The sequence below is a fragment of the Bacillus altitudinis genome, assembly GCF_001191605.1.
Lineage (GTDB): Bacteria > Bacillota > Bacilli > Bacillales > Bacillaceae > Bacillus > Bacillus altitudinis.
Window position 1 is genome coordinate 513,993 of sequence record NZ_CP009108.1, and the last position, 24,812, is coordinate 538,804.

General features: G+C 42.4%; 25 protein-coding genes. 12 read left to right on the forward strand and 13 right to left on the reverse strand.

Going from position 1 to position 24,812, the window contains the following annotated elements:
* Nucleotides 1–9: 9 nt before the first annotated feature.
* The 3 genes from ID12_RS02545 to rbsB are packed head-to-tail and all read left to right on the forward strand — an operon-like array spanning nt 10 to nt 3,377.
* The gene (locus ID12_RS02545) at nt 10–1,491 is read left to right on the forward strand and encodes a sugar ABC transporter ATP-binding protein (protein ID WP_050826674.1); all 1,482 of its coding nucleotides are present in this window, start codon (nt 10–12) and stop codon (nt 1,489–1,491) included.
* Nucleotide 1,492: 1 nt separating this feature from the next.
* Nucleotides 1,493–2,446, forward strand: a complete 954-nt coding sequence (gene rbsC / locus ID12_RS02550; RefSeq protein ID WP_008343271.1) for a ribose ABC transporter permease RbsC — start codon at nt 1,493–1,495, stop codon at nt 2,444–2,446.
* A gap of 13 nt (nt 2,447–2,459) precedes the next feature.
* On the forward strand, nt 2,460–3,377 hold the full coding sequence (gene rbsB / locus ID12_RS02555) for a ribose ABC transporter substrate-binding protein RbsB (RefSeq protein WP_017368181.1): 918 nt from the start codon (nt 2,460–2,462) through the stop codon (nt 3,375–3,377).
* Nucleotides 3,378–3,609: 232 nt separating this feature from the next.
* Here rbsB and ID12_RS02560 read toward each other — a convergent pair whose 3' ends face one another.
* Both ID12_RS02560 and alsR read right to left on the reverse strand, forming a co-directional pair.
* Nucleotides 3,610–4,227 carry a flavin reductase family protein gene (locus tag ID12_RS02560; protein ID WP_024718717.1) on the reverse strand — a complete coding sequence of 206 codons (618 nt, stop codon included), beginning with the start codon at nt 4,225–4,227 and terminating at the stop codon, nt 3,610–3,612.
* 59 nt (nt 4,228–4,286) lie between these two features.
* Entirely contained in the window at nt 4,287–5,174 is an 888-nt protein-coding gene (gene alsR / locus ID12_RS02565; RefSeq protein WP_025208109.1) for an acetoin biosynthesis transcriptional regulator AlsR, read from the reverse strand.
* Nucleotides 5,175–5,324: 150 nt separating this feature from the next.
* Here alsR and alsS point away from each other — a divergent pair, with 150 nt between their 5' ends.
* From alsS to ID12_RS02590, 5 genes are all read left to right on the forward strand, one after another.
* A complete protein-coding gene (gene alsS, locus ID12_RS02570) occupies nt 5,325–7,025 on the forward strand; it encodes an acetolactate synthase AlsS (RefSeq protein ID WP_017368183.1) in 1,701 nt (566 codons plus the stop codon).
* 44 nt (nt 7,026–7,069) lie between these two features.
* The gene (gene budA / locus ID12_RS02575) at nt 7,070–7,831 is read left to right on the forward strand and encodes an acetolactate decarboxylase (protein WP_370529243.1); all 762 of its coding nucleotides are present in this window, start codon (nt 7,070–7,072) and stop codon (nt 7,829–7,831) included.
* A 153-nt stretch (nt 7,832–7,984) separates the two neighbouring features.
* Nucleotides 7,985–8,461 carry a chromate efflux transcriptional regulator ChrS gene (locus ID12_RS02580; protein WP_017360010.1) on the forward strand — a complete coding sequence of 159 codons (477 nt, stop codon included), beginning with the start codon at nt 7,985–7,987 and terminating at the stop codon, nt 8,459–8,461.
* A 37-nt stretch (nt 8,462–8,498) separates the two neighbouring features.
* Nucleotides 8,499–9,059, forward strand: a complete 561-nt coding sequence (locus ID12_RS02585; RefSeq protein WP_041091499.1) for a chromate efflux transporter ChrB — start codon at nt 8,499–8,501, stop codon at nt 9,057–9,059.
* Nucleotides 9,059–9,592 (forward strand): chromate efflux transporter ChrA, encoded by a 534-nt coding sequence (locus tag ID12_RS02590; protein WP_007497548.1) that lies wholly within the window; start codon nt 9,059–9,061, stop codon nt 9,590–9,592. The genes ID12_RS02585 and ID12_RS02590 overlap by 1 nt, the downstream gene beginning before the upstream one ends.
* A 40-nt stretch (nt 9,593–9,632) precedes the next feature.
* On the opposite strand, the gene ID12_RS02595 is transcribed toward ID12_RS02590, so the two are convergent.
* The gene (locus ID12_RS02595) at nt 9,633–10,952 is read right to left on the reverse strand and encodes a UDP-glucose dehydrogenase family protein (RefSeq protein WP_050826675.1); all 1,320 of its coding nucleotides are present in this window, start codon (nt 10,950–10,952) and stop codon (nt 9,633–9,635) included.
* Nucleotides 10,953–11,066: 114 nt separating this feature from the next.
* Nucleotides 11,067–11,210, reverse strand: coding sequence for a YwzD family small protein (locus ID12_RS19320; protein ID WP_003214884.1), 144 nt, complete (start codon nt 11,208–11,210; stop codon nt 11,067–11,069).
* A gap of 186 nt (nt 11,211–11,396) precedes the next feature.
* On the opposite strand from ID12_RS19320, the gene ID12_RS02600 reads away from it, so the two are divergent.
* The gene (locus ID12_RS02600; RefSeq protein WP_050826676.1) at nt 11,397–13,004 is read left to right on the forward strand and encodes an SWIM zinc finger family protein; all 1,608 of its coding nucleotides are present in this window, start codon (nt 11,397–11,399) and stop codon (nt 13,002–13,004) included.
* Entirely contained in the window at nt 12,991–15,768 is a 2,778-nt protein-coding gene (locus ID12_RS02605) for a DEAD/DEAH box helicase (RefSeq protein ID WP_017360014.1), read from the forward strand. The genes ID12_RS02600 and ID12_RS02605 overlap by 14 nt, the downstream gene beginning before the upstream one ends.
* A gap of 72 nt (nt 15,769–15,840) precedes the next feature.
* Here the strand turns inward: ID12_RS02605 and ytvA are convergent, their stop codons facing one another.
* The 3 genes from ytvA to ID12_RS02620 form a co-directional block, all read right to left on the reverse strand.
* Nucleotides 15,841–16,629, reverse strand: a complete 789-nt coding sequence (ytvA, locus tag ID12_RS02610; protein ID WP_017360015.1) for a YtvA family blue-light photoreceptor — start codon at nt 16,627–16,629, stop codon at nt 15,841–15,843.
* Nucleotides 16,630–16,782: 153 nt separating this feature from the next.
* The gene (locus ID12_RS02615) at nt 16,783–17,643 is read right to left on the reverse strand and encodes a Cof-type HAD-IIB family hydrolase (protein WP_208970838.1); all 861 of its coding nucleotides are present in this window, start codon (nt 17,641–17,643) and stop codon (nt 16,783–16,785) included.
* A gap of 391 nt (nt 17,644–18,034) precedes the next feature.
* Entirely contained in the window at nt 18,035–18,391 is a 357-nt protein-coding gene (locus tag ID12_RS02620) for a hypothetical protein (RefSeq protein WP_008343305.1), read from the reverse strand.
* 117 nt (nt 18,392–18,508) lie between these two features.
* Here ID12_RS02620 and ID12_RS02625 point away from each other — a divergent pair, with 117 nt between their 5' ends.
* Entirely contained in the window at nt 18,509–18,919 is a 411-nt protein-coding gene (locus ID12_RS02625) for a YwpF-like family protein (RefSeq protein WP_003215215.1), read from the forward strand.
* A gap of 224 nt (nt 18,920–19,143) precedes the next feature.
* Here ID12_RS02625 and mscL read toward each other — a convergent pair whose 3' ends face one another.
* Nucleotides 19,144–19,539 (reverse strand): large conductance mechanosensitive channel protein MscL, encoded by a 396-nt coding sequence (gene mscL / locus ID12_RS02630; protein WP_008343317.1) that lies wholly within the window; start codon nt 19,537–19,539, stop codon nt 19,144–19,146.
* 126 nt (nt 19,540–19,665) lie between these two features.
* On the reverse strand, nt 19,666–20,100 hold the full coding sequence (fabZ, locus tag ID12_RS02635; RefSeq protein ID WP_007497564.1) for a 3-hydroxyacyl-ACP dehydratase FabZ: 435 nt from the start codon (nt 20,098–20,100) through the stop codon (nt 19,666–19,668).
* 219 nt (nt 20,101–20,319) lie between these two features.
* Here fabZ and ID12_RS02640 point away from each other — a divergent pair, with 219 nt between their 5' ends.
* Nucleotides 20,320–21,375, forward strand: a complete 1,056-nt coding sequence (locus tag ID12_RS02640; protein ID WP_008343319.1) for a tetratricopeptide repeat protein — start codon at nt 20,320–20,322, stop codon at nt 21,373–21,375.
* A 14-nt stretch (nt 21,376–21,389) separates the two neighbouring features.
* Here ID12_RS02640 and ID12_RS02645 read toward each other — a convergent pair whose 3' ends face one another.
* From ID12_RS02645 to spoIIID, 4 genes are all read right to left on the reverse strand, one after another.
* Nucleotides 21,390–22,208 carry a flagellar hook-basal body protein gene (locus tag ID12_RS02645; protein ID WP_007497568.1) on the reverse strand — a complete coding sequence of 273 codons (819 nt, stop codon included), beginning with the start codon at nt 22,206–22,208 and terminating at the stop codon, nt 21,390–21,392.
* A 30-nt stretch (nt 22,209–22,238) separates the two neighbouring features.
* Entirely contained in the window at nt 22,239–23,078 is an 840-nt protein-coding gene (locus ID12_RS02650; RefSeq protein WP_017360018.1) for a flagellar hook-basal body protein, read from the reverse strand.
* Between the two features lie 134 nt (nt 23,079–23,212).
* Nucleotides 23,213–24,214, reverse strand: coding sequence for a cell shape-determining protein Mbl (gene mbl, locus ID12_RS02655; protein WP_007497573.1), 1,002 nt, complete (start codon nt 24,212–24,214; stop codon nt 23,213–23,215).
* Nucleotides 24,215–24,399: 185 nt separating this feature from the next.
* Complete coding sequence (gene spoIIID / locus ID12_RS02660) at nt 24,400–24,678, reverse strand: sporulation transcriptional regulator SpoIIID (protein WP_008343327.1); 279 nt, start codon at nt 24,676–24,678, stop codon at nt 24,400–24,402.
* Nucleotides 24,679–24,812 lie beyond the last annotated feature (134 nt).

A 24,812-nucleotide genomic window follows, 5' to 3' on the forward strand; every position in this document is an offset into this window, starting at 1 on the left:
GAGCCACTTATGAACATTGAAATGCATAACATCCATAAGGCCTTTGGAAAAAACACTGTTCTCGCCGGGGTCTCCTTTGACCTCGTCACAGGTGAAGTCCACGCACTTATGGGTGAAAACGGGGCAGGAAAATCAACGTTAATGAATCTGCTGACAGGACTCTATTCACTGGATCAAGGAACGATTCAAATCGACGGAAAAGAAACCGCTTTCAAGAATCCGAAAGAAGCCGAGCAGAACGGGATTGCCTTCATTCATCAGGAGCTGAATATATGGCCTGATATGACGGTACTAGAGAATTTATTTATCGGGAAAGAAATCTATACAAAACTTGGTCTCCTAGACACCAAGAAAATGAAAGCCCTCGCCCAAGCACAGCTCGACCGATTGTCTGTCAACCTCTCGCTCGATCAAGAGGCAGGAAGCTGTTCTGTCGGACAAAAGCAGATGATTGAGATTGCGAAAGCGTTAATGACCGATGCGAAGGTCATCATTATGGATGAACCAACGGCCGCTCTCACAGACCGTGAGATTGAAAAGCTATTTCAGGTCATTGAATCACTCAAAAAAGAAGGCGTTTCCATCGTCTACATTTCTCACCGGATGGAAGAAATCTTTGCCATCTGTGACCGAATTACCATCATGCGTGACGGAAAAACGGTCGATACGAAAGCGATACCAGACACGAATTTCCATGAAGTCGTCAAAAAAATGGTCGGCCGCGAATTAACCGATCGTTACCCTGAGCGCACACCTTCTACTGGTGATATCGTCCTAGAGGTGAAGCAAGCAACGAGGAAAGGCCGCTTTCAAGATGTCAGTTTTTCCGTCAAAGCTGGGGAAATTGTCGGTGTTGCAGGCTTAATGGGCGCTGGCCGGACGGAAATGATGCGGTCGCTCTTTGGACTCGATCCCCTGGATCAAGGAGAAATTTGGGTTCATGGGAAAAAGGCTGTCATTAAAAAACCAAGTGATGCGGTCAAGCTTGGCATCGGTTTTATCACAGAGGATCGCAAAGATGAAGGACTGATGCTGGATGCATCCATTCGGGAAAACATCGGGTTACCTAACTTAGACAGCTTCTCTCAAAAGGGGCTGATTGATAAGAAAAACGAACAGGATTTTGTTGACCTGCTCATCAAACGACTCACGATTAAAACCGCTTCATCTGAAATTTCTGCACGCAGCCTGTCCGGTGGAAATCAGCAAAAAGTCGTCATCGCCAAATGGATCGGCATTCAGCCGAAGGTACTGATTTTAGATGAACCAACAAGAGGTGTCGACGTCGGGGCGAAACGAGAAATTTATCAGCTCATGAACGAGCTGACAGATCGAGGTGTTGCCATTTTGATGGTCTCCTCTGAGCTCCCAGAAGTTCTTGGGATGAGTGATCGAGTGCTTGTCATCCATGAAGGTACCATCAGCGGAGAATTAAGTAAAACAGAAGCTACACAAGAACGAATTATGACACTAGCTACAGGAGGGAAGTAACATGAAACCACTTACTTCAAATGGACGATTTGATCACATCATGCAAAAGCTTGGCCCATTCTTAGGACTCATCATCCTTGTCGCCATTGTTTCTATCTTAAATCCGGCCTTTTTAGAACCATTAAACATTTTAAACTTACTCAGACAAATCTCCATTAACGCCCTCATTGCCTTTGGCATGACATTTGTTATTTTAACCGGAGGAATTGATTTGTCTGTCGGTGCCATTCTAGCGCTGTCTAGTGCTCTGACTGCCGGCTTTATTGTTTCTGGTTTGGACCCAATTCTTGCCATCATCGTTGGATGTATCATCGGTGCCATCCTTGGAATGATCAACGGTCTTTTGATCACAAAAGGAAAAATGGCTCCTTTTATCGCAACACTTGCGACGATGACGATTTTCAGAGGATTGACGCTTGTTTATACAGACGGAAACCCAATTACAGGGCTTGGCTCTAACTATGCATTTCAGCTATTTGGCCGTGGATATTTCTTAGGAATTCCTGTTCCAGCGATCACCATGCTTCTCACCTTTATCGTACTTTGGGTCTTGCTTCATAAAACACCTTTTGGCAGAAGAACGTATGCCATTGGCGGAAATGAAAAAGCAGCCCTCATCTCAGGCATTAAAGTACCACGCGTCAAAATCATGATTTACTCATTAGCAGGCTTTATGTCTGCTTTAGCAGGTGCGATCTTAACATCTCGTCTCAACTCAGCACAGCCAACAGCTGGTACGTCGTATGAACTTGATGCAATTGCTGCCGTTGTACTTGGCGGGACAAGCCTATCCGGCGGAAGAGGACGAATTGTCGGCACACTCATCGGGGTGCTCATTATTGGTGTCTTGAACAATGGTATGAACTTACTTGGTGTTTCATCATTCTATCAGTCTGTTGTGAAAGGGATTGTCATCTTGATTGCAGTCCTACTCGACAGAAAGAAATCTGCTTAAGGAGGCAGCTGCTATGAAAAAATATGTAATCCTGATCGTGACTCTCTCATTATTCATGCTCTCTGCCTGCTCGCTTGAACCGCCAGAGTGGGCCAAATCAACAAAGGATGGCAAGAAAAAAGACATTAAAATCGGACTGTCGATCTCGACTTTAAATAACCCATTCTTCGTTTCTCTTAAAAACGGCGTGACAAAAGAAGCGAAAAAGCTTGGCATCGAAGTTGTCATTGCCGATGCACAAAATGATTCAGCGAAACAAACGAGTGATGTAGAAGATTTAATTCAACAAGGGGTTGATGCATTACTCATTAACCCAGCCGATTCCTCAGCTATATCAACGGCTGTCGAATCTGCGAATGCTTCAGACATACCGGTCATCACATTAGACCGCTCCGCAGAAAGCGGAAAGGTTGAAGCGCTCGTTGCTTCCGATAACATCAAAGGCGGCGAAATGGCCGCTAACTTTATCATCGACAAGGTTGGTAAAGGCGCAAAAGTGGCTGAACTAGAAGGTGTACCAGGTGCTTCTGCGACACGTGAACGAGGAAAAGGTTTCCATCAAATTGCAGACAAAAAGTTAGATGTCACAGCAAAACAAGCCGCTGACTTCGACCGGACAAAAGGGCTCAACGTGATGGAAAACCTTCTTCAAGGAAACCCTGACATCAAAGCCGTTTTTGCCCACAATGATGAAATGGCGCTTGGCGCACTAGAGGCCATCCAAAGCTCTGGAAAAGACATTCTTGTCGTCGGTTTTGACGGTAACGAAGATGCACTCAACTCGATCAAAGCAGGAAAACTATCTGCAACAGTCGCACAGCAGCCAGAGCTGATCGGTCAACTGGCAGTCGGCGCTGCGGACGATGTATTAAAAGGAAAAAAGGTAGAAAAAAATATCGCCGCTCCATTGAAACTAGAACAAAAGAAATAAACACTAAACCCCCGATAGCCTCGGGGGTTTTAGATTGTAGACAAAGGCTGAAATGAACTTTATTTTAGCACTTTGTTTTCTTTTCAGCGTAATAGAAAACCTTTGCAGTCTAGGAAGGACGAGGACCGGAGCAGAGCGAATTGACATTCGTGAGCACCGAAGCGCAGGACTGACAAAGAATGCGAGGGTTTGTCTACACGCTGGACCCCCGATAGCCTCGGGGTTATAGATGTTATTCCGGTCTCTTCAGTACAAATGGCGTACCTAAATGGGCATAATCATTCCCCGCTAAACGTGCAACTGGCTTTAATTCATTCGTAAAAATATATCCTTTTTCCGCATCATAGACGGATTCATCTAAATGCGCACACACCACCCGGCCAATGATATGATCGACTGTGATCTCCCCTTCATCATTTTGAAAGGTCAGATGTTTTTCCAGCTGACATTCAAAGCGAATGCGTGCTTCCTTGATTCCTGGCACTGACACCACGCTGCTCTTCACTTGATGAAGACCGGTACGAGTCAGCTCACTCTCTTCCTCTGGCAGTGTAGCAGCTGTTTCATTAATATCTTCAATCATCGCTTCATCACTCACATGGACAACAAATTCTTCCCTGTCGATGATATGTTTTGCTGTATCTTTCATCTCTCCTTGACGACGTCCAATAGAAACAGCGATCAGCGGAGGATGGCCGCTAATGACATTAAAGAAACTAAATGGTGCAGCATTGACGACTTCTTCTTTAGAAAGGCTTGTAATAAATGCAATGGGTCTTGGAACGACGGAACCAGATAATACTTTATATGCTTCTTTTCGTGACAACTGATCCATTTGTAATGTAATCACTTCAGACATGCCTCCTCTTGTATGTAACGACATCATACCATACCCCGTTCTCTCTTCCCTTATTCCGGCTCAGCGCGATGGAGAATATGATGGACAAGATGAAACAATGCCGGATTATGATTTTCTCGTCTATAAGAAATGGTCCATTCCGCGAGTAGCTGCTCACCTTCAATTGACCGATACACCACATCTAAATTAAATAAACGCCGGGCCGATGTTGGAATGATAGCAATTCCGATTCCCGCTGTGACAAGCCCAATGACCATTTGATATTCTGCTGCTTCCTGCACGATATTAGGTGAAAATCCATACTGTTCACAAAGTAGGACAAAATGCTGATAAAGGGACGGCCATGATTCCTTTGATAAAGAAATAATCGGCTCATCACGAATATCTTCAATCGTGACCGCTTCTTTTTCCGCCAGCGGATGGTTTTTCGGAATCGCAAAAATACATTCACTTTGCTTCATTAAACGACTGACCAACTCTTCTTGCGGTGATGTAGGATGCAAAAAACCAATATCAATCTCACCATTCAAAAGCGCCTCAAGCTGCTGCGGGACAGAGAGCTGTTGCAGTTCAATACTGACAGAGGGGTACAGCTCTCTGAATTCACGGACAACTGGCGGCAGAATATCATATGTCGCTGTACCAACGAAACCGATGATAATCTTCCCAAGCTCCCCTCTTGCCGTATGCCGGGCATGATCAACGGCTTTATCAAGCTGATGCAGCACCCCCCGGACCTCATGTAAAAAAACCTTTCCAGCAGCTGTTAACTCCACCACTCTTTTAGACCGGTGAAACAAAGGAAATCCCAATTCTTCCTCAAACTGCTTAATTTGCTGACTAAGTGGAGGTTGTGTCATGTTCAATCGTGCGGCCGCTCTGCCGAAATGCAGCTCCTCCGCGACTGTGACAAAATACTGCAAATGTCTCAGTTCCATCCTTTCACTCCTCAAACACTTATTCGTGAAACATATTAAAACTACGTTAAACATATATTGGAAAATTTATTTTGTGAAATGTATAGTAAATCATATCATGAAAATATATTTTCATAAAAAATTTTACTTGCCGAAAGGAGTGCGGGGTAAATGAATTCTCAAACACAACCCCTAACAAAACGAGGAGCAGAGTTAATTGTCGATACGCTCATTGCCCAAGGTGTGACCCATGTTTTTGCGATTCCAGGCGCAAAAATTGATGCAGTATTTGATGTATTAAAAGACAGAGGTCCAGAGCTTGTGCTATGCAGACACGAACAAAATGCGGCATTCATGGCAGCAGCTGTCGGTCGTTTAACTGGCAAACCAGGCGTTTGTCTCGTCACATCAGGTCCTGGGGCATCCAATTTAGCGACAGGTCTATTAACAGCCAATACAGAAGGTGACCCTGTTGTTGCAATCGCTGGAAACGTCATCCGTGCGGATCGGCTCAAACGAACACATCAATCACTCGACAATGCGGCATTATTCAAACCAGTGACAAAATATAGCGTTGAAGTACAAGACGTAAACAATATACCAGAAGCCTTAACAAATGCTTTTCGCGCGGCACAAAGAGGTCAAGCTGGAGCAGCATTTATCAGCTTTCCACAAGATGTCGTGACCGAACACACCACACAAACACCAGTGTCTGCTCACCCTTCTCCAGAACTAGGTCCTGCACCGGATGCTCTCATCAGTTCGGCCATCGCCAAAATTCAAAATGCGCACTTACCTGTTGCAATTGTGGGAATGAAAGCTAGCCGTCCAGCTGCGGCAAATGCGACAAGAACATTATTAAAAACACTTGGTATCCCATTTGTCGAAACGTACCAAGGAGCCGGCGTTCTCTCAAGAGAGCTTGAGCCTCAATATGTGGGCAGAATCGGCTTATTCCGTAATCAGCCAGGGGACCTTCTCATTGAGAAAGCGGATGTGATTTTAACTATTGGCTTTGATCCAATCGAATACGATCCGAAGCATTGGAATTTGAAACCGCAGCAGCGTCACATCATCCATGTAGATGACATGCAGGCAGATATTGACCATTTCTATGAACCGACGCTTGAGCTTGTGGGCAATATATCTGAAACGGTGCAACATCTAGCCCACGACAGCGTTCCACTTTCATTATGCAAAAAGAACGTAGATCTGGTCACAGAATTACAAGAGCTGTTAAGTGATATCGAAAAAGCACCAGAAAGAGAAAGTCATTTATCACACCCGCTGGATGTCATTCATACGTTGAGACGTATCATCCCAGATGACACGAAAGTGACATGTGATATCGGATCTCATGCCATTTGGATGTCTCGCCACTTCCGTGTTTATGAACCGAACACGTTCCTAGTGAGTAACGGAATGCAAACACTTGGCGTGGCATTACCATGGGCAATTGCAGCCTCCATATTGAATCCAGATGAAAAGATCATTTCAGTCTCAGGTGATGGCGGTTTTCTCTTCTCCGCCATGGAATTAGAAACAGCCGTGCGCATGAAAACAAATCTCGTTCATCTCGTTTGGAACGACAGCACATACGATATGGTGGCATTCCAGCAGGAAATGAAGTATGACCGTACGTCTTGTGTTGAGTTCGGTCAGATCGACTTAGTGAAATATGCAGAAAGCTTTGGAGCAACTGGATTACGTGTCAACTCACCTGAAGAGCTTTCAACTGTCCTTCAAAAGGGTATAAACATAGAAGGACCCGTTATTATTGATATTCCGATAGACTATCAAGACAACCCAGACCTCGCCAGTCAAAAATGGCCAGAAGTCTTTCGTGAAAAACACACAACGAACGTCAGATAAGACTTCGATACATTACTTTAAAGGAGTGAGCGGATATGGGTATGATGCACCCAATGAATCAACAAAACAACACAATACCGCAGGACAAAAAGCAAGAGGTCTATCAAGTATCAACCATGACCTCCTTGCTGGAAGCCGTATACGATGGAGATTTCTCCCTATCACATATTCCCGAGCACGGTGATTTTGGCATTGGCACATTCAATCAATTAGATGGGGAACTAATCGGCTTTGATGGCGCTTTTTATCGACTGCGCTCTGATGGAACAGCCACACCAGTAACCGATCAAGATTATTCACCATTCTGCTCTCTAGCATTCTTTGAAACGGACATCGTTCATCGAATTGATGCACCGATGACGTCCAAAGAGCTAGAGGAAGAAATCGACCGAATCTTACCAAGCAAAAATGTCTTTTATGCGATCCGCATCGATGGGTCATTCAAAAAGGTTCAAACCCGTACGGTTGAAAAACAGGAAAAACCTTACGTTCCGATGGTGGAAGCAGTCAAGTCACAGCCTATTTTCGATTTTGAAAATATTCGCGGGACGATCGCAGGCTTCCGTACACCACAGTACGCACATGGCATTGCGGTAAGCGGATATCATCTCCACTTTATTGATGATGATCGCAGCGTAGGCGGGCATGTATTTGATTACACTGTGGATCAAGTGACCATTCGAATTTCCCAAAAACGTCACATGAATTTACACCTTCCAAATACGCAGGAGTTCTTCCAAGCAGACATTGATCGTGCTGACCTTGCACAACAAATTGCCAGTGCGGAAAGCAGCCCAGAAAAATAAAATGAACACACCCCGGTGATACTGGGGTGTTTTTTCATGCAAAAAGATATGTTATCTTCTTTTATTATTTCATTTCGTTACTCAATTGAAAATCAAACATTCTATTCGTAATAAAATATGATAGAATATCAACAGAAGAAAGGTGGTTATACGGTGGCACATGAATATCGCATTCCAAACTTAACATTAGATGAAAGAGATAAACAAATTCTTTCCTTATTACACGAGGACGGGCGTATGTCCTACACGGATCTAGGGAAACAAGTCGGCCTTTCCCGTGTTGCTGTACAAGCCCGTATTCAGCAGCTCATTGAAGCAGGTGTCATTGAACGATTCACCGCTGTCATTAATCCAGCAAAGATCGGCATTCATGTCTCTGTCTTTTTTAACGTAGAGGTTGAGCCGAAATGTTTAGAAACAGTCGCCCTTCAGCTTGAGCAGGAAACAGCCGTCACAAGCCTTTATCATATGACAGGACCAAGCAAACTGCATATGCATGGCATTTTTCAAAATGAACAGGAAATGGAGACGTTCCTGACAAAGAAGCTGTACCCGCTTGAAGGCGTCGTCAGTGTTGACTGTCAAATGCTCATTAAACGATACAAAAGCCGAATGGGCATGAAATTGTAGATAGGAGTTGAACCACTTGCAATCATATCTTGAACTCATGATCGCCATGGTGCGAACCGGTATTCTGGGATTTGGCGGAGGACCTTCTGTGATCCCGCTCATTCGCCATGAAGCGGTCGTCAAATACAAATGGATCAATGATGACGAATTTGGAGAAACACTCGCCATCGCCAACGCATTACCTGGACCGATTGCTACGAAAATGTCGGCATACCTCGGCTATCGATTAAAAGGTGTATCTGGCGCCATTGTTGCAACAGCTGCACATATTTTACCGACATGTCTCGCTATGGTGGCACTTGTTACACTTGTCAGCGTCTTAAGCTCTTCAGTCATCATTCAAAATATGATCGGTGCTGTGACACCAGTGATTGCCGTTCTGTTAGGAATGATGGCATATGAATTTGGACAAAAAGCGTTGAAGGGCTTCGGCATGATCTTCGGAATCGCCCTATTCCTTTTGGCATTTGTTGGTCTTCAAGTACTCTCGATTCATCCAGGAATCATTGTCATCATCTTTTTATGTTATGGTGCCTTTCATTTTAGACTGAAAGATCGCTGGAATCGAACAAATAAAGAGAAAGGAGTGTCTTCGTGATGCTAATTCTCTTTTTATTCTGGGCATTCTTCTTATCCAATCTGTTAGGGTATGGCGGAGGACCTGCCTCCATTCCGCTCAATTATGAAGAAATCGTCAATCATTTTCATTGGATGACAAACGAAGGGTTCTCCAATATGCTCGCATTAGCCAACGCACTTCCAGGTCCAATCGCTACGAAAATTGCGGCTTATGTAGGCTATGATGTCATGGGATGGCCAGGCTTTATCGTTGCACTGCTTGCGACGGTCCTGCCGTCTGCGATTGGATTGATTTTATTGCTAAAACTCATTGATCGTTTTCGCCAATCTTCTGTCGTCAAAGGCATGACCTTATCTGTACAGCCTGTCATTGCGATGATGATGCTTTTATTAACATGGGAAATTGGCGGAGATGCCGTGAAAGCCATTGGCTGGACGCAATCACTCGCCATTGCTGCCATTTCATTTTTCTTTATGACCAAATTCAAATTGCACCCTGCCTTTCTGATTGTGGCTGCATTTTTATATGGCGGATTCATTCTTCCTCATTAACGAAAAAAACCGATAATCTCACTGTTATCGGTTTTTTTATTTACATATAAATAGGAGAAACAGGCCTACGTCCAATAGAATGATACTCGACCCCAGCTACTTCTGCCGCTTCAAGCGTATGACAATTCCGGCCATCAAAAATGATCGGCTGCCTCATGAAATCTTTATAAGCTGAAAGTGGAAATAACTGAATATCCGACCACTCAGTTAATATACAGACAGCATCAGCATCCTTGATCGCCTCTTCAATCGTTTGAGCAAAAAGGACTTGATCAGGCAGTTCTTGAGCTGCATTGCGAGCGGCAGCAGGATCATAGGCTACGATCTCCGCTCCTAATTGATGGAGCTGATGAGCGATCGGGATTGACGGCGCCTCTCTCATATCATCAGTATTCGGCTTAAAGGAAAGGCCAAGAAGAGCCATTCTCTTCCCTTCCAAGTTTTCTCCCATCCGCTCCTTCACACTTCGAATAAAACTTGCTCGCTGCTCATTGTTGACTTTGATGACAGCCTTCAATAGCTCAAAATCATGGGACACATGCCCTGCAATTTGGACAAGGGCATTTGTATCCTTCGGAAAACAGGAACCTCCGTAACCAATGCCTGCCCTAAGAAACGAAGCACCAATCCGCTGATCGAGTCCCATCCCCTCTGCAACTCTCTCAACATCAGCTCCCGTTTTTCCACAAATCGAAGCAATTTCATTCATAAAGCTGATTTTTGTGGCAAGAAATGCATTTGATGCGTATTTGATCATCTCTGCACTTTTCCGATCTGTTCTCACGAATGGAATGTGGAAATCCGCATACATAGACTCTAGCTGATCTAATCCGTTCTTTGTTTCGGCTCCAATCACCAGCCGATCCGCTCGCAGCGTATCTGAGATGGCAGACCCTTCTCGTAAAAATTCTGGATTCGATGCGATAGATAATGGCTCCTTACGACCTAACACGTGATGAATCAAATGATCAATTTGATCGCCCGTTCCGACAGGCACTGTACTTTTCACGACAAGCACTGCGCCTGGCTTTGCTTGTAAGCCCATCTCCTTTGCCGCTTGAAAGACATACTGCAAATCAGCTTGACCGTCTGCCTGTTGCGGGGTACCGACAGCAATCATTAACACGTCAGCCTGCGAATAGGCTGACGCTCCATCAATATGAAAACGAATGCGTCCTTGCTCCATATTCCGTTTGAGCAGTTCTTTTAATCCCGGCTCGTACATCGGAGGATTCCCTTGCTTCAGCTGCATGACCTTCCGCCGGTCAATATCCATACATGTCACGTCGTGACCCGCCTCTGCTAAACACACACCTGTGACAAGCCCTACATACCCACAGCCTGCAATCGCAACCTTCATGTCACATCAGCTCCCCATACTCCTTATGCTTGTAATGTCATCGTATGCCGGGGATTTTCGTTCCATTCATAAAAGCATACAAAAACCCCCTGCTGAGAGAGCAGGGGGCTACTTTTATGAAACAAGGCCATTTCGAATATGAGCAATCAGATTTTCAAGCATTTCTTTTGTTGTGACATCATTTGAATTTTCACCAATATCATGAGCGTACATCAAAATCTTTAAAAACTCTTCTTGATTTAAACCCTTATTATCCATGTCTGTATCCTTTCGATTCCACTAATTTCATTATTATATGCTGTATGGTTGGTTTATGCAATACTCTAATACATCATTCGACAGCTTTTGAAATTTATGACCATTTTCATGAAAAACTTTTTTATAAATCACCATTGAGCTATAATAAAAGAATTGGAATCTTTTACTTGGTTAGGAGCGGATCAAATGCTTCAGCACAACATCAACGAAGAAGAAATCAAACAAACAGCCGAACAGATCAAAGAACTTCTTCCTGCAACAGATGAAAACAAGCAACTCATCAAAAAAGCATTGATTACTTATAGACAGGACAGCGTATATCGGCTCAAGCAAGAGTCTGATACCGAATGGTCAGCTTATGTACATGATGTCGTGGCAGCAAGAGTCCACCTTCATGTGCTGTTTCCAGTGAGAAGCAGCTGCTCATGTCCAGCTGATGGACTATGTAAACATATCCTCGCTGTCTTCTTTTCGCTATACGCTCAAGTAGAGAGTGTGACCGGCTTTACAGAAAATTGGTCAGAGAAGGATGAATTACAGCGCAGCAAAGAACTCATTCGCCAGCACTTCCAAGTGAAGCGCCCAGATGAACAATCACTTCAGAGCTGGCTGAATTTTTTCCAGGAGGAATTTCACCTCTGGCTGAAACGGACACCGAAGCACCAGCAAACACCACAGCATTTGTATTACGGCTATTTATCGATCCTGAAAAAACACGCACCCACTTCACCTGAATTCAAGAGTTTGTATGCGATTCATACGTCCATCGATGTGTGGTTAAGGCTCCATGAGCTAATCGACCTCGGCCGCCTTGATGCCGAAAAAGACTTTTATTCAATGAATCCATATGTAGAACAGCTCATGAACACCATTTTTGATTCAGTGGATCATTTGAGGACATACGCCCTTTCCTTTTCCCTCGATCCGTTTCTTGAAAACACACCAACTGCCGTTCGGACACTTCTTCAAATCAGCGGACCTTTCCAGCATGAACGAGTTGCGGTCTTTATGGAAATGTGGGGAACTATATTAAATAGAGGGAAATGGGTCAAAAAAGAAACAGAATTACTCAAGAGCGCCCAACAGCAGGAGCAAACGGTTGAGCGCACCATTGGGCTGATGCATATGGATTATTTGCTAAAAGAAGACGAAAGACTCTTCCAGCAATTAAAATTGCTCAATGCAGATATGCTGCCGAATGTGCTCAATTGGCTAAAGGATCTCACAAACCGCAAGGACTGGAAGCGTCTCAAACTTTGGTATCAAGAGATCACATATGTATTAGAAGAATATTGCCAGCTTGACCTATCTTATAGAGAACTGCGTGGAGCCGTCAGCGATTTCTTCTTTTATTTAGACGCGTACTTTAAACAGACGAAAGATCATTTCTTGTATGAACGCTATCTCCAAATCTGTATGCCTTATGCATTTACTGAATATAGTCAGCTCTTATATGCACAAGAACGCTATGCAGAATGGATTGAAATACACAGCCTCGTTGGTTTCTCTATCAGTGAGTTGGAGAAAGAATTAATAAAACAGATTGCAAAGGAAGAGCCTGAAGCACTCATTCCTTCATACCACCGGGAAATCTCACTGCTTCTCGATCAAAAGAATCGAAGTGCTTACCGGGAATCTGTGAAAATGCTCCAGAAACTGCGTACGCTTTATCATAAAACGAAGAAAAACGCGGTGTGGGAAAGATATGTACAGCAGCTGCAAGATTCAACAAAACGGCTGCGTGCGTTCCAAGAGGAAATGAAGAAAGGAAAATTAATTGATGACACGCCATAAACAAATTGTCATTCATGCAGAACAAACCGAAGATTTCTCTTTCACCATTTCAGCGCAAGCAGAGGACGGACAGCCTGTACCGCTAAATGAAATGAAGAGGCAGCTTTTCCAATGGCACGAATCATCTTTTTACGGAACATTCTTAGAAGATGTGAGCTTTATTGGCACACCTGCCTTCCTGTTAAGTCCTTGGATGACCGTTGAATTGTTAGGGAAAAATTCATTCAATACTTTCAGCCATGTGACGTTAACGGATGAAACAGAGCCGCTTATGAAAACAGCCTCAACCATTTACGAATTCATCGAGGATGAAGATTTTGTCCCAGATTTCGAGGCTTGGACAAAAGGGATGCTTCGCTTTAAAGACAAAGAAGGCCTGTTAGATGGCTACACAGCTGATTGGTTCTCCTTTGCCGTACAGGATTACATTCAATATGATGATGCCTTGCAGCACAAATGGAACCGAATGACTGCACAATCGCCTGCTCTTTCCTCCTTCCAAGGTCATTTTTTAGATGAACAGGATTTCTTGGAAACGATCGGCTGGATTGATGATGAGACGCCTTTCACTGTCGGCTTGCGTTTAAATGAGCCTGATTTCGACGGAGATGATTGGAAAATTGAATTGTTTTTGCGTGATAAGAAAAACAGTGATCTGCATTTCTTTGAAGGCATCCGTTCTTTAAAAAAATCATGGCGTCCGTTTCAAGAAAAAATCACCAGAGAGCTAGAGCGGTTCGGTCAGATTGTCCCTTGGCTCTCATTTACATCTGGTACCACCCTCATGTCAGAAGAAGAAGCGTGGCTCTTCCTATCTGAAGCGAGTGAAACACTTGTGAACATGGGGATTGAGATCCTGCTTCCATCATGGTGGCAAATCGTCAAAGAAAGCACCATGATGCTAAAAGCACGGATTTCCTCCACACCACGAGGCGAATCGCACGTTGGAATGGATGCCCTTATGGACTTTAATTGGCGCTTTGCCACAAATGGGATTGAGCTGACAGAAGATGAGTTCAACGAGCTTGTTCAAAGTAAACGTCGTCTTGTCAACATTCGTGGACAATGGATTAAAATTGATCCGACCTTTATCCAGCAAATGAAGAAATGGATGGAGCGCGCTGAGAACGAAGGACTTCATATGTCGGATATTTTATCACGTGAACTCGCAGACCAAGAAGCCTCTTCTGAGTCGATTCCTGAGCTGCTAGACAGTTCAGCCTTTGCCCATATTCAATTTGAACTTTCGTCTCAATTACGAGGGCTTGTTCATCAGTTAAATGATACACAAGAACTGCCATCCTATGAGATGAGTGAGTCCTTTAAGGGCACACTGCGCCCGTATCAGCAACACGGTGTCAACTGGCTTCTGTTCTTAAGGTCTCATGGATTCGGGGCTTGTTTAGCAGATGATATGGGGCTTGGAAAAACGATTCAAATGATCGCTTATTTCACCTATTTGAAGGAGCATCAACAAGACGCTGCTCCATCTCTCATCATTGCACCGACTTCCGTATTAGGGAACTGGCAAAGAGAGCTTGAAACATTCGCACCACATTTGAATGTCGCTCTGCATTATGGACCGTCACGTCCACAAGGTGAGAACTTTACAAAAGCGTACGAATCAACAGATATCGTCCTCACTTCGTATGGTCTCTCACATTCTGACCGTGATGAATTAACAGCAGCCAAATGGAATACCATTTGCTTAGACGAAGCCCAGAACATTAAAAATGCCCATACGAAACAATCGAGAGCCATTAGGCAATTAAAAGGACAGCACCACATTGCCCTCAGCGGGACACCGATGGAGAACCGCTTGACAGAGCTTTGGTCTATTTTCGACTTCGTGAACAAAGGATATCTCGGCAGCCTGACCAGTTTTCATAAAAAGTTCGTCCTTCCGATTGAAAAAGACCGTGAAGAAAAAAGAATCCAACAGCTGCAGCAGCTGATCAAGCCATTCTTATTAAGACGAACAAAACAAGATGAAGAAGTCGCACTCAATCTGCCAGAGAAACTAGAAGAAAAAGAATTCATCCCGTTATCTGCAGAGCAGGCATCTTTATATGAACAGCTGGTCAAAGATACATTCGAACATATGGCCTCATTAACAGGGATGCAGCGGAAAGCCATCATTTTAAGTATGCTTGGCAGACTCAAACAAATTTGCGATCATCCTGCTCTTTATTTAAAAGAGAGCGGGACAGATGTGAAATTGTTGAAACGTTCATTAAAAATGGATAAATTAGCAGAGCTGTTAAAAGCCATACACGAACAAGGAGAAAGCTGTCTCATTTTTACGCAGTATATTGAAATGGGCAACATGATCAAACAGCTGGCTGAAAAGATGTTTGGAGAACCAGTTCAATTTTTAAATGGGAGCTTATCAAAACATGATCGGGACAAAATGGTGGAACGCTTCCAGAAAAAAGAGTTCAACATCTTAATTCTTTCTTTAAAAGCAGGAGGAACCGGACTAAACTTAACCGCCGCCAATCATGTCATTCACTACGATAGATGGTGGAATCCTGCTGTAGAAAACCAAGCAACAGACCGTGCTTACCGCATCGGGCAAAAGCGGTTTGTTCACGTCCATAAGATGATCACAACCGGCACGATAGAGGAAAAAATTGATCAAATGCTCGAAACAAAACAAACGTTAAATGATCAAATTATCCAAAGTGAAAGCTGGATTACAGAGCTGTCAACGAACGAACTAGAAGATTTATTCACGTTAAGTGCAGCCGCTCAATCATCTTAATGACAGCAAAAAGAGGACTTTTCTCAAACTTGATGAAAAGTCCTCTTTTTTTAATCTCATATAAAGGAATGCTTAAATTTGTAGCTTTTTCAATGCAGATTTCACATTCATATACGTATTCAACTCACGGAAGTCCTCTCTCATTTCTCCCATTTTCATCGCAAGATTTGGTTTAATACCTGTCACGATCAGTTCAGTGCCAGTCATTAAAATCAAATCGTTCAGCTTAAAGATCGCATCCGCCACAAATGAATCCACCTCTAATAAACCAGACAGATCCACAATGAAGTAATCGTCTTTGGATTGAGAGATATAAGTGGAGACCGTTGAGATGATTTTATCAAATCTTGGCGCTGTTAACGTACCAATGATCGGCAGTACAGAAATACCATCCTTCACCGGAACAATCGGGACAGAAATATTCAATACTTCATCAATAGATTGCTCAAGAAGCTCTTGCTGTTCCTTCTCTTTCGTAACATCCTTTTGCAGACCGACGAAATAAAGGCGTTTCCCTTCATTTTCATCAATCCATAGAGGCGCCACACTTAACTCGTTCCAAAACATTTGACCAGATTTTTTATAGTTTTTCAACTGTACAGTGACAGCCTCTTTGTTTTCAATGGCTGCCCTAATTTGTTTGAGAGCAATCTGTTCAGTTTCATCTCCTTGAAGGAAACGACAGTTCTTTCCTAATACTTCGGTTTCTTGATAGCCTGTCATATCTAAAAAGCCCTTGTTCACATATATTAAAGGATTATCAGGTAAAGACGGGTCCGTCACCGTCAGGCCAACCTGAGTATAGTCTAAGGCTTCCTTGATTAAATGCAGATTGTCGGACTTATAAGATTCCAGCGCCATTCGTTTACTCTCCTTAACTTCCTTACAAGCGGGTTATATTCATAATTAAATTATATGATGTTCCATAGCAGGTGTAAATAGAAGTAGTTCTGAATTCCTCTTTTGTAGAATGCGCTTCATCCTATGTCATTTATACAAATACATACGATTCAATTATTTCAAAAGATGTTGAATCATATGTGCCACACCATGTTCATCATTTGTTAACGTGACGTGATCAGCTAATTCTTTTATATCCTTTCTCGCATTCCCCATTGCAATTCCAACCCCAGCTGCCCGAATCATCGATTCATCATTTAAACTGTCTCCTACAGCCGCTGTTTGGCTTAATGGAATACCGAGCTTTTCCGCCAGCCTGGTTAACGCCTGCCCTTTCGACGCTTCCTTTGCACCAATTTCAAAGTTATGATCAGCCGAACTGACCAATGTTAATTCAGAATCATGTCCAAACGCATCCCATCCGGCTTTCAATCTGTCTTGAAAAAATGAGAAACCTAAGATGTTATAAAATGAAAGCTTCTGATCCTCACGAAACAATTCTTGATATGTATCAATATAAGCAAAACCTGACTGGCTGTATTGAACTTCAGCCGCTTGCTCAAGAACACGCTGATCCGTTTCTGGATTTGCACTCTTTAAGCGGTCCATTTCTATCGCCAGAAGCTCTCTGCCGCGGTTTGGTGTGTAAATGGCTTCATTCGTAAACACTTCATAATAATAATCACGCTCCTCAAGCCATGATAAGATGTGTTTTGCTTTTTCTTCTTCTAGAACAGCCGAATGATATACCTGACCTTCTGGATCATGAATCACAGCTCCATTTGCACTGATGACCCACGTATTCATCCCAAGCTGATCAAAAATAGATTTCACATCAAAATACGCTCTTCCTGTTGAAACGACAACCTCAATCCCGCTCGCTGCTGCTTCCTTTAACGCCTGCTCGTTTTCCTGACTCACTTTGTGCTCACTGTTCAATAAAGTTCCGTCTAAATCCGTTGCGATTAATTGAATGTTTGTCATCGGTCTCTCCTTTTTTGCCTTCATTTTCAGTTGACCTTCCGTTTATCAAATCCATCATCATTATGAAATGAGTATCCACTATTTGCAAGGGATGATCGGCTTATCAATGAATATAAGAGTACCCGGTCACTCTACATGACCGGATACGCATAAGGGGATTCACAGGGGACACATGACTGATACAAATAAACCTTGGTTCTACTATTACGCAGTGAATATGTGTACAAGGCAAAGTCTATCAGCTATAGCTAGAGGGGGGCCGCGAGATGCTAGACCTTTGCCTTTTGCCTCCTTTCCTTTCAGCTAACCCTAGTCTACTGAGAAATAGCACAAGAGACAAAAAACGAAAATGACAAAATCGTTCTTCAAATTCTTTATTTCCTCAATCATTTTTACTTTTTACCGCTTGCGTATAAAACATCATCTTATTTTGTTTGACGAAATACTTATTTTTCATAAATTGATAAAAAACATCTGAATGAATCCAATTACTAGAAGGCATGTGAATATAGTCAGACCCGTCCCACGCAAACCAATAAAAACAAAGCCTTCCATCATGAATGGACAATTGAAATTCAAAACAGTCCATTTGATCGTCTGTCACGTATTGAAAAGTGAGGGACTCCCCTTCTTCCATATACACATCACAAAATGAGAGAATGTCTCCCCATGTATAGACCCTCACATTGCTTTCCTTTTCCTCACCAATATGTATGTTTCGAAGTTGATAGGACTCCATAAAACATCTCCTTTCACTTATATGCAGCTAGTTCTGAGTAGGTAGCGGTTTCATTTATACAGATGTTGTATGCTATAATGATACTTACGAATAATGAACGCTTGTGAGGTGATAAATATGAAAACCTTTAGGCTGATTGATTTAAAAATCGAACTTGATCCAAAGCAAGATAAAATGTCCAGCATTCCCCTTCGTGACGGCTTAATCATTAATAAAGAAGATGGCGAAAATCACTGGATGATCGAGGCACTGATTCCAAAGAAGCATAGACAAGTGTTTGAGGTGCTCTTCCAGCAGCATACAGAAGTAAAGATTCTCGTGACGATTACAAAAGAAAACAACCGCCCTGTTCATCTATCGGTCCAAGTCAAAAACATCGTTGCCTTAGAAGAAAACATATCTGTATTACTCGACGGTAAAATGATCACAAATCGTTACAGAACAGAAACCGAAGAAGTATTAAAAGACCTCGTCAAAGAGGGGCTGTCAGGAGAAAAACTGCTGGATGCTTTTAAACAGAACACATAAAAAAAGAGCGGGATGAGCCGCTCTTAGATGGTTGACAAAGGGCTAAAATGAACTTTATTTTAGCCCTTTGTCTTCCTTTTCAGCGTGATAGAAAACCTTTGAAGTCAAGGAAGGGCGAGCACCGGAGTAGAGCGAATTTGATATTCGTGAGCACCGGAGCACAGCCCTGACAAAGAATGCGAGGGTTTGTCTACACGCTGAGAGCGGGATGAGCCGCTCTTTTTCTATTGCACATCTTTCGATTGGCTTTGTTTTTTCAATAAATCTCTAATTTCGGTTAACAACACTTCCGTTTGATCTGGCGTTTCAACCACTTCTTCTTCCTCTACCTTTTTCCGTTTTAATTTATTTAAATAACGAATAAAGATAAAAATGGAAAAGGAGATAATCAAGAAGTCGACCACTGTTTGAATGAAACTTCCATACAAAATTTGAGCAGAACCGATTTTAATAGACAATCCGCTAAAATCGTGCCCCCCCACAATAATACCAACAAGCGGCATAATTAAATCATTCACAAGAGAAGTGACAATTTTGCCAAATGCTCCCCCGATGATGACACCGACAGCCAGGTCAATCACATTCCCCTTGACGGCAAACTCTCTAAATTCTTTCAGCATTGTTTATCACCTTCATCTTTTTTTGTCTAATATGACGTTTTTTTGTCAAAAAAGCAAGTCCTTATCCGCTTTGGCTGAATGTTTCCATATAAAAAACGGTTCATACATGATGAACCGTCAGACACATTACGATACTTTAGGACCGATAGAAAATGTCAGTTCTGCTTCACATGCCACTTCGCCATCTACTGTTGCAACTGCTTTTCCTTTGGCAACTGGACCGCGAAGACGCGTGACTTCAACCTCTAAACGTAGCTGATCGCCGGGTTTGACCTGTCTTTTGAATCGGCAGCTGTCAATCCCTGCAAACAAACCAATTTTCCCTTTGTTCTCTTCTTTACCTAACATGATGACCCCAAAAACTTGAGCGAGCGCTTCTACAATAAGCACACCCGGCATGACGGGGTATCCTGGGAAATGGCCATTAAAAAATTCTTCATTTACTGTGACATTTTTGATTCCAACCGCTCTTTTCTCACCATCAACTTCTAAAATACGGTCAACCAATAAAAATGGATAACGGTGTGGAATAATGTCTTGAATTTGCTGAGCATCAAGCATGTCTTGATCTCTCCTTCTTTTCTATATCGCTAATCTTCATTTGATTCCTATTGAAGTATATTATGAATGCAGTCATTTTTCAATGTCTAGCCAACAATTATGGTAAAAAATAACATCTATTATTACCTATTGTCATGAAATATAATCCACTCTACACTCATCGTTTTTTCACAAATATGGTAATATATATTACATCATTGATTGAATAAGAGGGTAAAAATGAATTTTATAAGCGATAAATCCATTAAAAAACTTCTCCATTCGTGGTATACAATGCTAAAACATCGACACTTTTCGAAGGCTGAAGAGATCAAAACGTCCTTAACCAAATATAAACGTAGATTGTCAAAGAAACAGGAGCTTCATTTACATTATCAGCTTATGCTTTTTCGCCATCAGCTCTGGATGAACCAAACAGAAGACTTAGAAAAACTGAAGCATGAACTCATGCTCCACAAAGATCAAATGAACGATCAACTACAATATTATTTTTACTTTTTTCTCGGTTTATACGAATCTTTGAAGAGCGATCAAAATGATGCCATTCATTATCTTGAAAAAGCAGAAGAGAAACTGCCCCTGCTAGACGATGAGCTAGAGGAAGCAGAGTTTCATTTCCGTACAAGTGGTGTTTATTATAACAACCGCTATTCACTGTTATCCATTCGACATGTTGAAAAAGCCATGAATATCTTTGCAAAGCACGGGGATATCCACAGCATTTATCGGTGCAAAATTGTGCTCGCACTTAACTTTAGTGACCAAAAAAAATATGAAGAAGCAGAAGCTATTTTTATTGAAATTATTGAATACGTGAAAATGATTGATGACCAAGAACTGCTTGGTATCGTGTATTATGACGCTGGTTTTATCAAGTCGAGACAGAATCGTCATAAGGAAGCACTAGAATACTTTAAAAAAGCGCTTCGGCTCCCAGCATACCGGAAGTCTGCCCACTCCTATGTATCGTGTCTCTATGAAACTGTGCGTTCCTGCTTTAAAGAGAATTTAACTGATGAAGGAATGAAATATATTCAAAAAGGGCTAAAAGAAGCCGTTGATGCCCAATTTGATCTATTAAGAATCAAGTTCCAAATTTTATTCCTTCTCTACAGCCAAACGCCCAAGGCAGATGAACAGATTGCTACACTCGTCACATGTCTTGAACGAAAAGAAGCCTGGATTGATCTTGAAGATCTGCTTGCAGATGTCTCAGATTTTTATAAAAAAAAGGGCGACTTTGAGCGAGCCGCCTTTTTTATCATGAGAGGCTGACATCCGCCTGCTCATTATCGAATGGTATTAATGAGTCCTAGCATCTGATCGCCCATCGTAATGGTTCTTGAGTTCATCTGATACGAACGCTGTGTTGTCATGAGGTCTGTTAATTCTTTAGACATGTCCACATTCGACGTTTCAAGTGCACCTTGCTGAAGTTGAATGGCCTGACGGTTTGCCCCATTCAGTGCCGTTAAAGCGCCTTGATAGTTGCCGTCGACTGAGAACAAATTTTCTCCTTCAGAGATGAGTGCTGAAGAATTATTCACTTGAACAACCCCAAGATTCACCTGCTGATTCGGTTGATTGCCTCGAGAAATAGCTGTAAGCCGGCCATTTTTATCGATAGAAATATCACGAAAATTCGCATTTAAGACAATCTCATTCCCGTTTTCGTCAAGAATCGGATGGCCTTCGCTTGTCACCAGCTGGACTTGATTCCGATTATTTCCTGGCTGTAAATAAAGAGAGCCATCTCTTGTATACCGGATGTTACCGCCAGCATTGACCTGCAAATACTGAGATGGCGCACCAAATGCAACATCAAGGTCACGACCTGTTTCTTTAATAGACCCTTGCAATGAGTTAATGGATGCATTGACCATCGTTCCAGTTCCAAGCCTTAAACCAGCAGGTGTCAGACGACTGTTTGCCACCTGCTCATTTTTTTCATCTACCTGATTAAACTGTTGTCTCACCAGCTCTGAAAAACGGGTGTTTTTCGCACGATACCCTGTTGTTTCACTGTTTGCGATGTTATTACTAATGATATCAAGCTGCTTTTGCACCTCGTTCATCGACACAGCTGCATTGATCATCGTTCTAAGCATGAGAATCCTCCTCTCTCTTTCATTTCTTCATTAATACACTCTTCCGATTTCATTCACTGCTTTTTCTAAACTTTTATCATATGCCTGAACCACTTTTTGGTTTGTTTCAAATGCGCGGTAGGCTGTTGTCATTTCTGTATATGATTTCGTCACATCAACGTTCGACAGCTCTGATACACCTTGGCTTAATGTATAGGACATTTGACCGTTATTGACCGCACTTGGAAGAGGCTGGTTATCAGCTGTACGGTATAAATCATTTCCTTCACGCGCAAGGTTTCTTGTATCCATTGCAACACGTACATCAATTTGTCCAAGGTTTTGTCCGTTTTCACTCACGGTTCCATCTGCGTTCACTTTGAAATTCTCACTTTGAACGGTAATCGGCTGGCCCGTCACGGAGAGAAGGGCACGTCCATTGATCGTCAGCTGATTTTGATCATTCAATGTAATGGAACTGCTTTTCGTATAACGAACGCCTTCTGGTGTATTCACAGCATAAAAAAGCGCTGACTTTTGATTTGTCTCCGGGTTGATGGGTACATTATTTTCTACTAATGCAATATCAGTTGTTTGATCCGTTGTTTTTAATGTTCCTTGTGTAAATTGGGGAATCAATTCCTGCATGTATGTTCCCGTATTAATTCCGCCGATCGCCGTTTGCTGCGGGATACTAAAGCCTTTGCCTGAAGATGTTTGGAAACGTCCTGATTCCATTCGGCTTAGCAGCATTTCTGGAAATGCGCGCATGGCCCCTTCATCTGCTTTATAGCCTGGAGTATTCGCATTTGCGATATTATTTGAAAGCATTTCTGTCCGCCGCTCTTGAGCGATCATGGCAGATGTTGCGGTGTATAGTCCTTTTAACACGTGCTCACCTCATTCAAATTCTTTCACATGACCTAAAATCATCAGTACACAATCTTCTATGAAATATATCGGCATATTGGCAGGCTTCTTTAATAAAAATCCCCCATTCTTTCTAAAAAGAATGAGGGAAATCATTAGCTGAGTTTACGCTTTGGCAGCTTGTCCATATTATCAAGCATCACGCCAGTACCAACTGCTACACAATCCATTGGATTTTCTGCAACGAAAACTGGTACTTTCAGCTCTTCTGCAAGCAATTGATCAAGCCCGTTTAGAAGCGCTCCGCCACCAGTAATGATGACGCCGCGGTCAATGATATCAGCTGATAATTCAGGTGGTGTTCTTTCAAGAACTTGTTTCGCAGCCTGAACAATGGCAGATACAGATTCACGTAATGCTTCTTCTACTTCTTTGCTTGTGACGGTAATCGTTCTTGGTAATCCTGTCACCATGTCTCGTCCACGAATCGAAATCTCTTCGTGACGTGCGTCTGGGAATACCGTTGCAACTTGGATCTTAATGTCCTCTGCAGTTCGCTCACCGATCAACAGCTTGTACTCTTTTTTAATGTAGTTGAGAATTTCCAGGTCAAATTTGTCTCCAGCCATTTTAATAGAAGAGGCGGTTACAATGTCACCCATCGAGATGACAGCGATATCTGTCGTTCCGCCTCCAATATCTACGACCATGTTTCCACTTGGCTGAAAAATATCCATACCAGCACCAATTGCTGCTACTTTTGGCTCTTCTTCAAGAAATACATGCTTCCCGCCGCTTTTTTCAGCAGCTTCTTTGATTGCCTTCTGCTCAACAGATGTAATGTTTGTCGGGCAGCAGATGAGCATACGCGGCTTAGAGAACAGCCCTTTCACATTCAATTTGTTAATAAAATGCTTGAGCATCGCTTCAGTTACTTCAAAATCAGCAATTACGCCATCTTTTAATGGACGAATCGCAACAATATTCCCAGGCGTACGTCCAACCATACGTCTCGCTTCTTCTCCAACAGCTAATACTTTCCCGCTGTTTTTATCAAGAGCGACAACAGATGGTTCATTTAACACAATTCCTTTTCCTTTGACATGAATCAGTACATTTGCAGTACCAAGATCAATTCCAATATCCCTAGCAAACATCTATATATATCCTCCTTGAAAATCTGTTTCCATAGCAAATACCACATTCTGCCCTAATTATATATTCTATCATAATTTGCAGAAAAAAAGATATTTCTTTACAAAAGTCTTTACAAAATTTGTGGTTAGAAACTACCGATAAGAGGAAGATATATATATCATGTTTATGAACAAAGAACTAAAGCTTACTGTTTTACAGGCTCACCTTCTAAAATTTCTTCTTTTTTATACTTTAACTTTGTGGCTTCTCCCCCTCGCAGGTGACGGATTGATTTATGATAATCCAGTATCTCCTTCACTTCGTTAGCCAGATCTGGATTAATTTCTGGCAGTCTTTCTGTTAGATCCTTGTGTACAGTACTTTTAGAGACTCCAAATTCTTTCGCAATTACACGAACGGTTTTCTTTGTCTCCACGATATACTTTCCTATCTTGATTGTTCGCTCTTTGATGTAATCGTGCACACCACTCGACCTCCCTAAAATGGATGTGAGAAGTGTGAAATGAGATCCGTATCAATATTATCCATTTTCAGCAGCGCTTGTTCGTCTTAATTTCTCATCCATTAGGTAGTAAATGCCAAACACGATCCCTCACC

Coding starts and splice junctions, on each gene's coding strand:
- ID12_RS02545 (WP_050826674.1), top strand. CDS start 10: ATGAACATTGAAATGCATAACATCCATAAGGCCTTTGGAAAAAACACT.
- rbsC (WP_008343271.1), top strand. CDS start 1,493: ATGAAACCACTTACTTCAAATGGACGATTTGATCACATCATGCAAAAG.
- rbsB (WP_017368181.1), top strand. CDS start 2,460: ATGAAAAAATATGTAATCCTGATCGTGACTCTCTCATTATTCATGCTC.
- alsR (WP_025208109.1), bottom strand. CDS start 5,174: ATGGAACTGAGACATTTGCAGTATTTTGTCACAGTCGCGGAGGAGCTG.
- alsS (WP_017368183.1), top strand. CDS start 5,325: ATGAATTCTCAAACACAACCCCTAACAAAACGAGGAGCAGAGTTAATT.
- budA (WP_370529243.1), top strand. CDS start 7,070: ATGCACCCAATGAATCAACAAAACAACACAATACCGCAGGACAAAAAG.
- ID12_RS02585 (WP_041091499.1), top strand. CDS start 8,499: ATGATCGCCATGGTGCGAACCGGTATTCTGGGATTTGGCGGAGGACCT.
- ID12_RS02590 (WP_007497548.1), top strand. CDS start 9,059: ATGCTAATTCTCTTTTTATTCTGGGCATTCTTCTTATCCAATCTGTTA.
- ID12_RS02595 (WP_050826675.1), bottom strand. CDS start 10,952: ATGAAGGTTGCGATTGCAGGCTGTGGGTATGTAGGGCTTGTCACAGGT.
- ID12_RS19320 (WP_003214884.1), bottom strand. CDS start 11,210: ATGGATAATAAGGGTTTAAATCAAGAAGAGTTTTTAAAGATTTTGATG.
- ID12_RS02600 (WP_050826676.1), top strand. CDS start 11,397: ATGCTTCAGCACAACATCAACGAAGAAGAAATCAAACAAACAGCCGAA.
- ID12_RS02605 (WP_017360014.1), top strand. CDS start 12,991: ATGACACGCCATAAACAAATTGTCATTCATGCAGAACAAACCGAAGAT.
- ytvA (WP_017360015.1), bottom strand. CDS start 16,629: ATGGCGCTGGAATCTTATAAGTCCGACAATCTGCATTTAATCAAGGAA.
- ID12_RS02620 (WP_008343305.1), bottom strand. CDS start 18,391: ATGGAGTCCTATCAACTTCGAAACATACATATTGGTGAGGAAAAGGAA.
- ID12_RS02625 (WP_003215215.1), top strand. CDS start 18,509: ATGAAAACCTTTAGGCTGATTGATTTAAAAATCGAACTTGATCCAAAG.
- mscL (WP_008343317.1), bottom strand. CDS start 19,539: ATGCTGAAAGAATTTAGAGAGTTTGCCGTCAAGGGGAATGTGATTGAC.
- fabZ (WP_007497564.1), bottom strand. CDS start 20,100: ATGCTTGATGCTCAGCAAATTCAAGACATTATTCCACACCGTTATCCA.
- ID12_RS02640 (WP_008343319.1), top strand. CDS start 20,320: ATGAATTTTATAAGCGATAAATCCATTAAAAAACTTCTCCATTCGTGG.
- ID12_RS02645 (WP_007497568.1), bottom strand. CDS start 22,208: ATGCTTAGAACGATGATCAATGCAGCTGTGTCGATGAACGAGGTGCAA.
- mbl (WP_007497573.1), bottom strand. CDS start 24,214: ATGTTTGCTAGGGATATTGGAATTGATCTTGGTACTGCAAATGTACTG.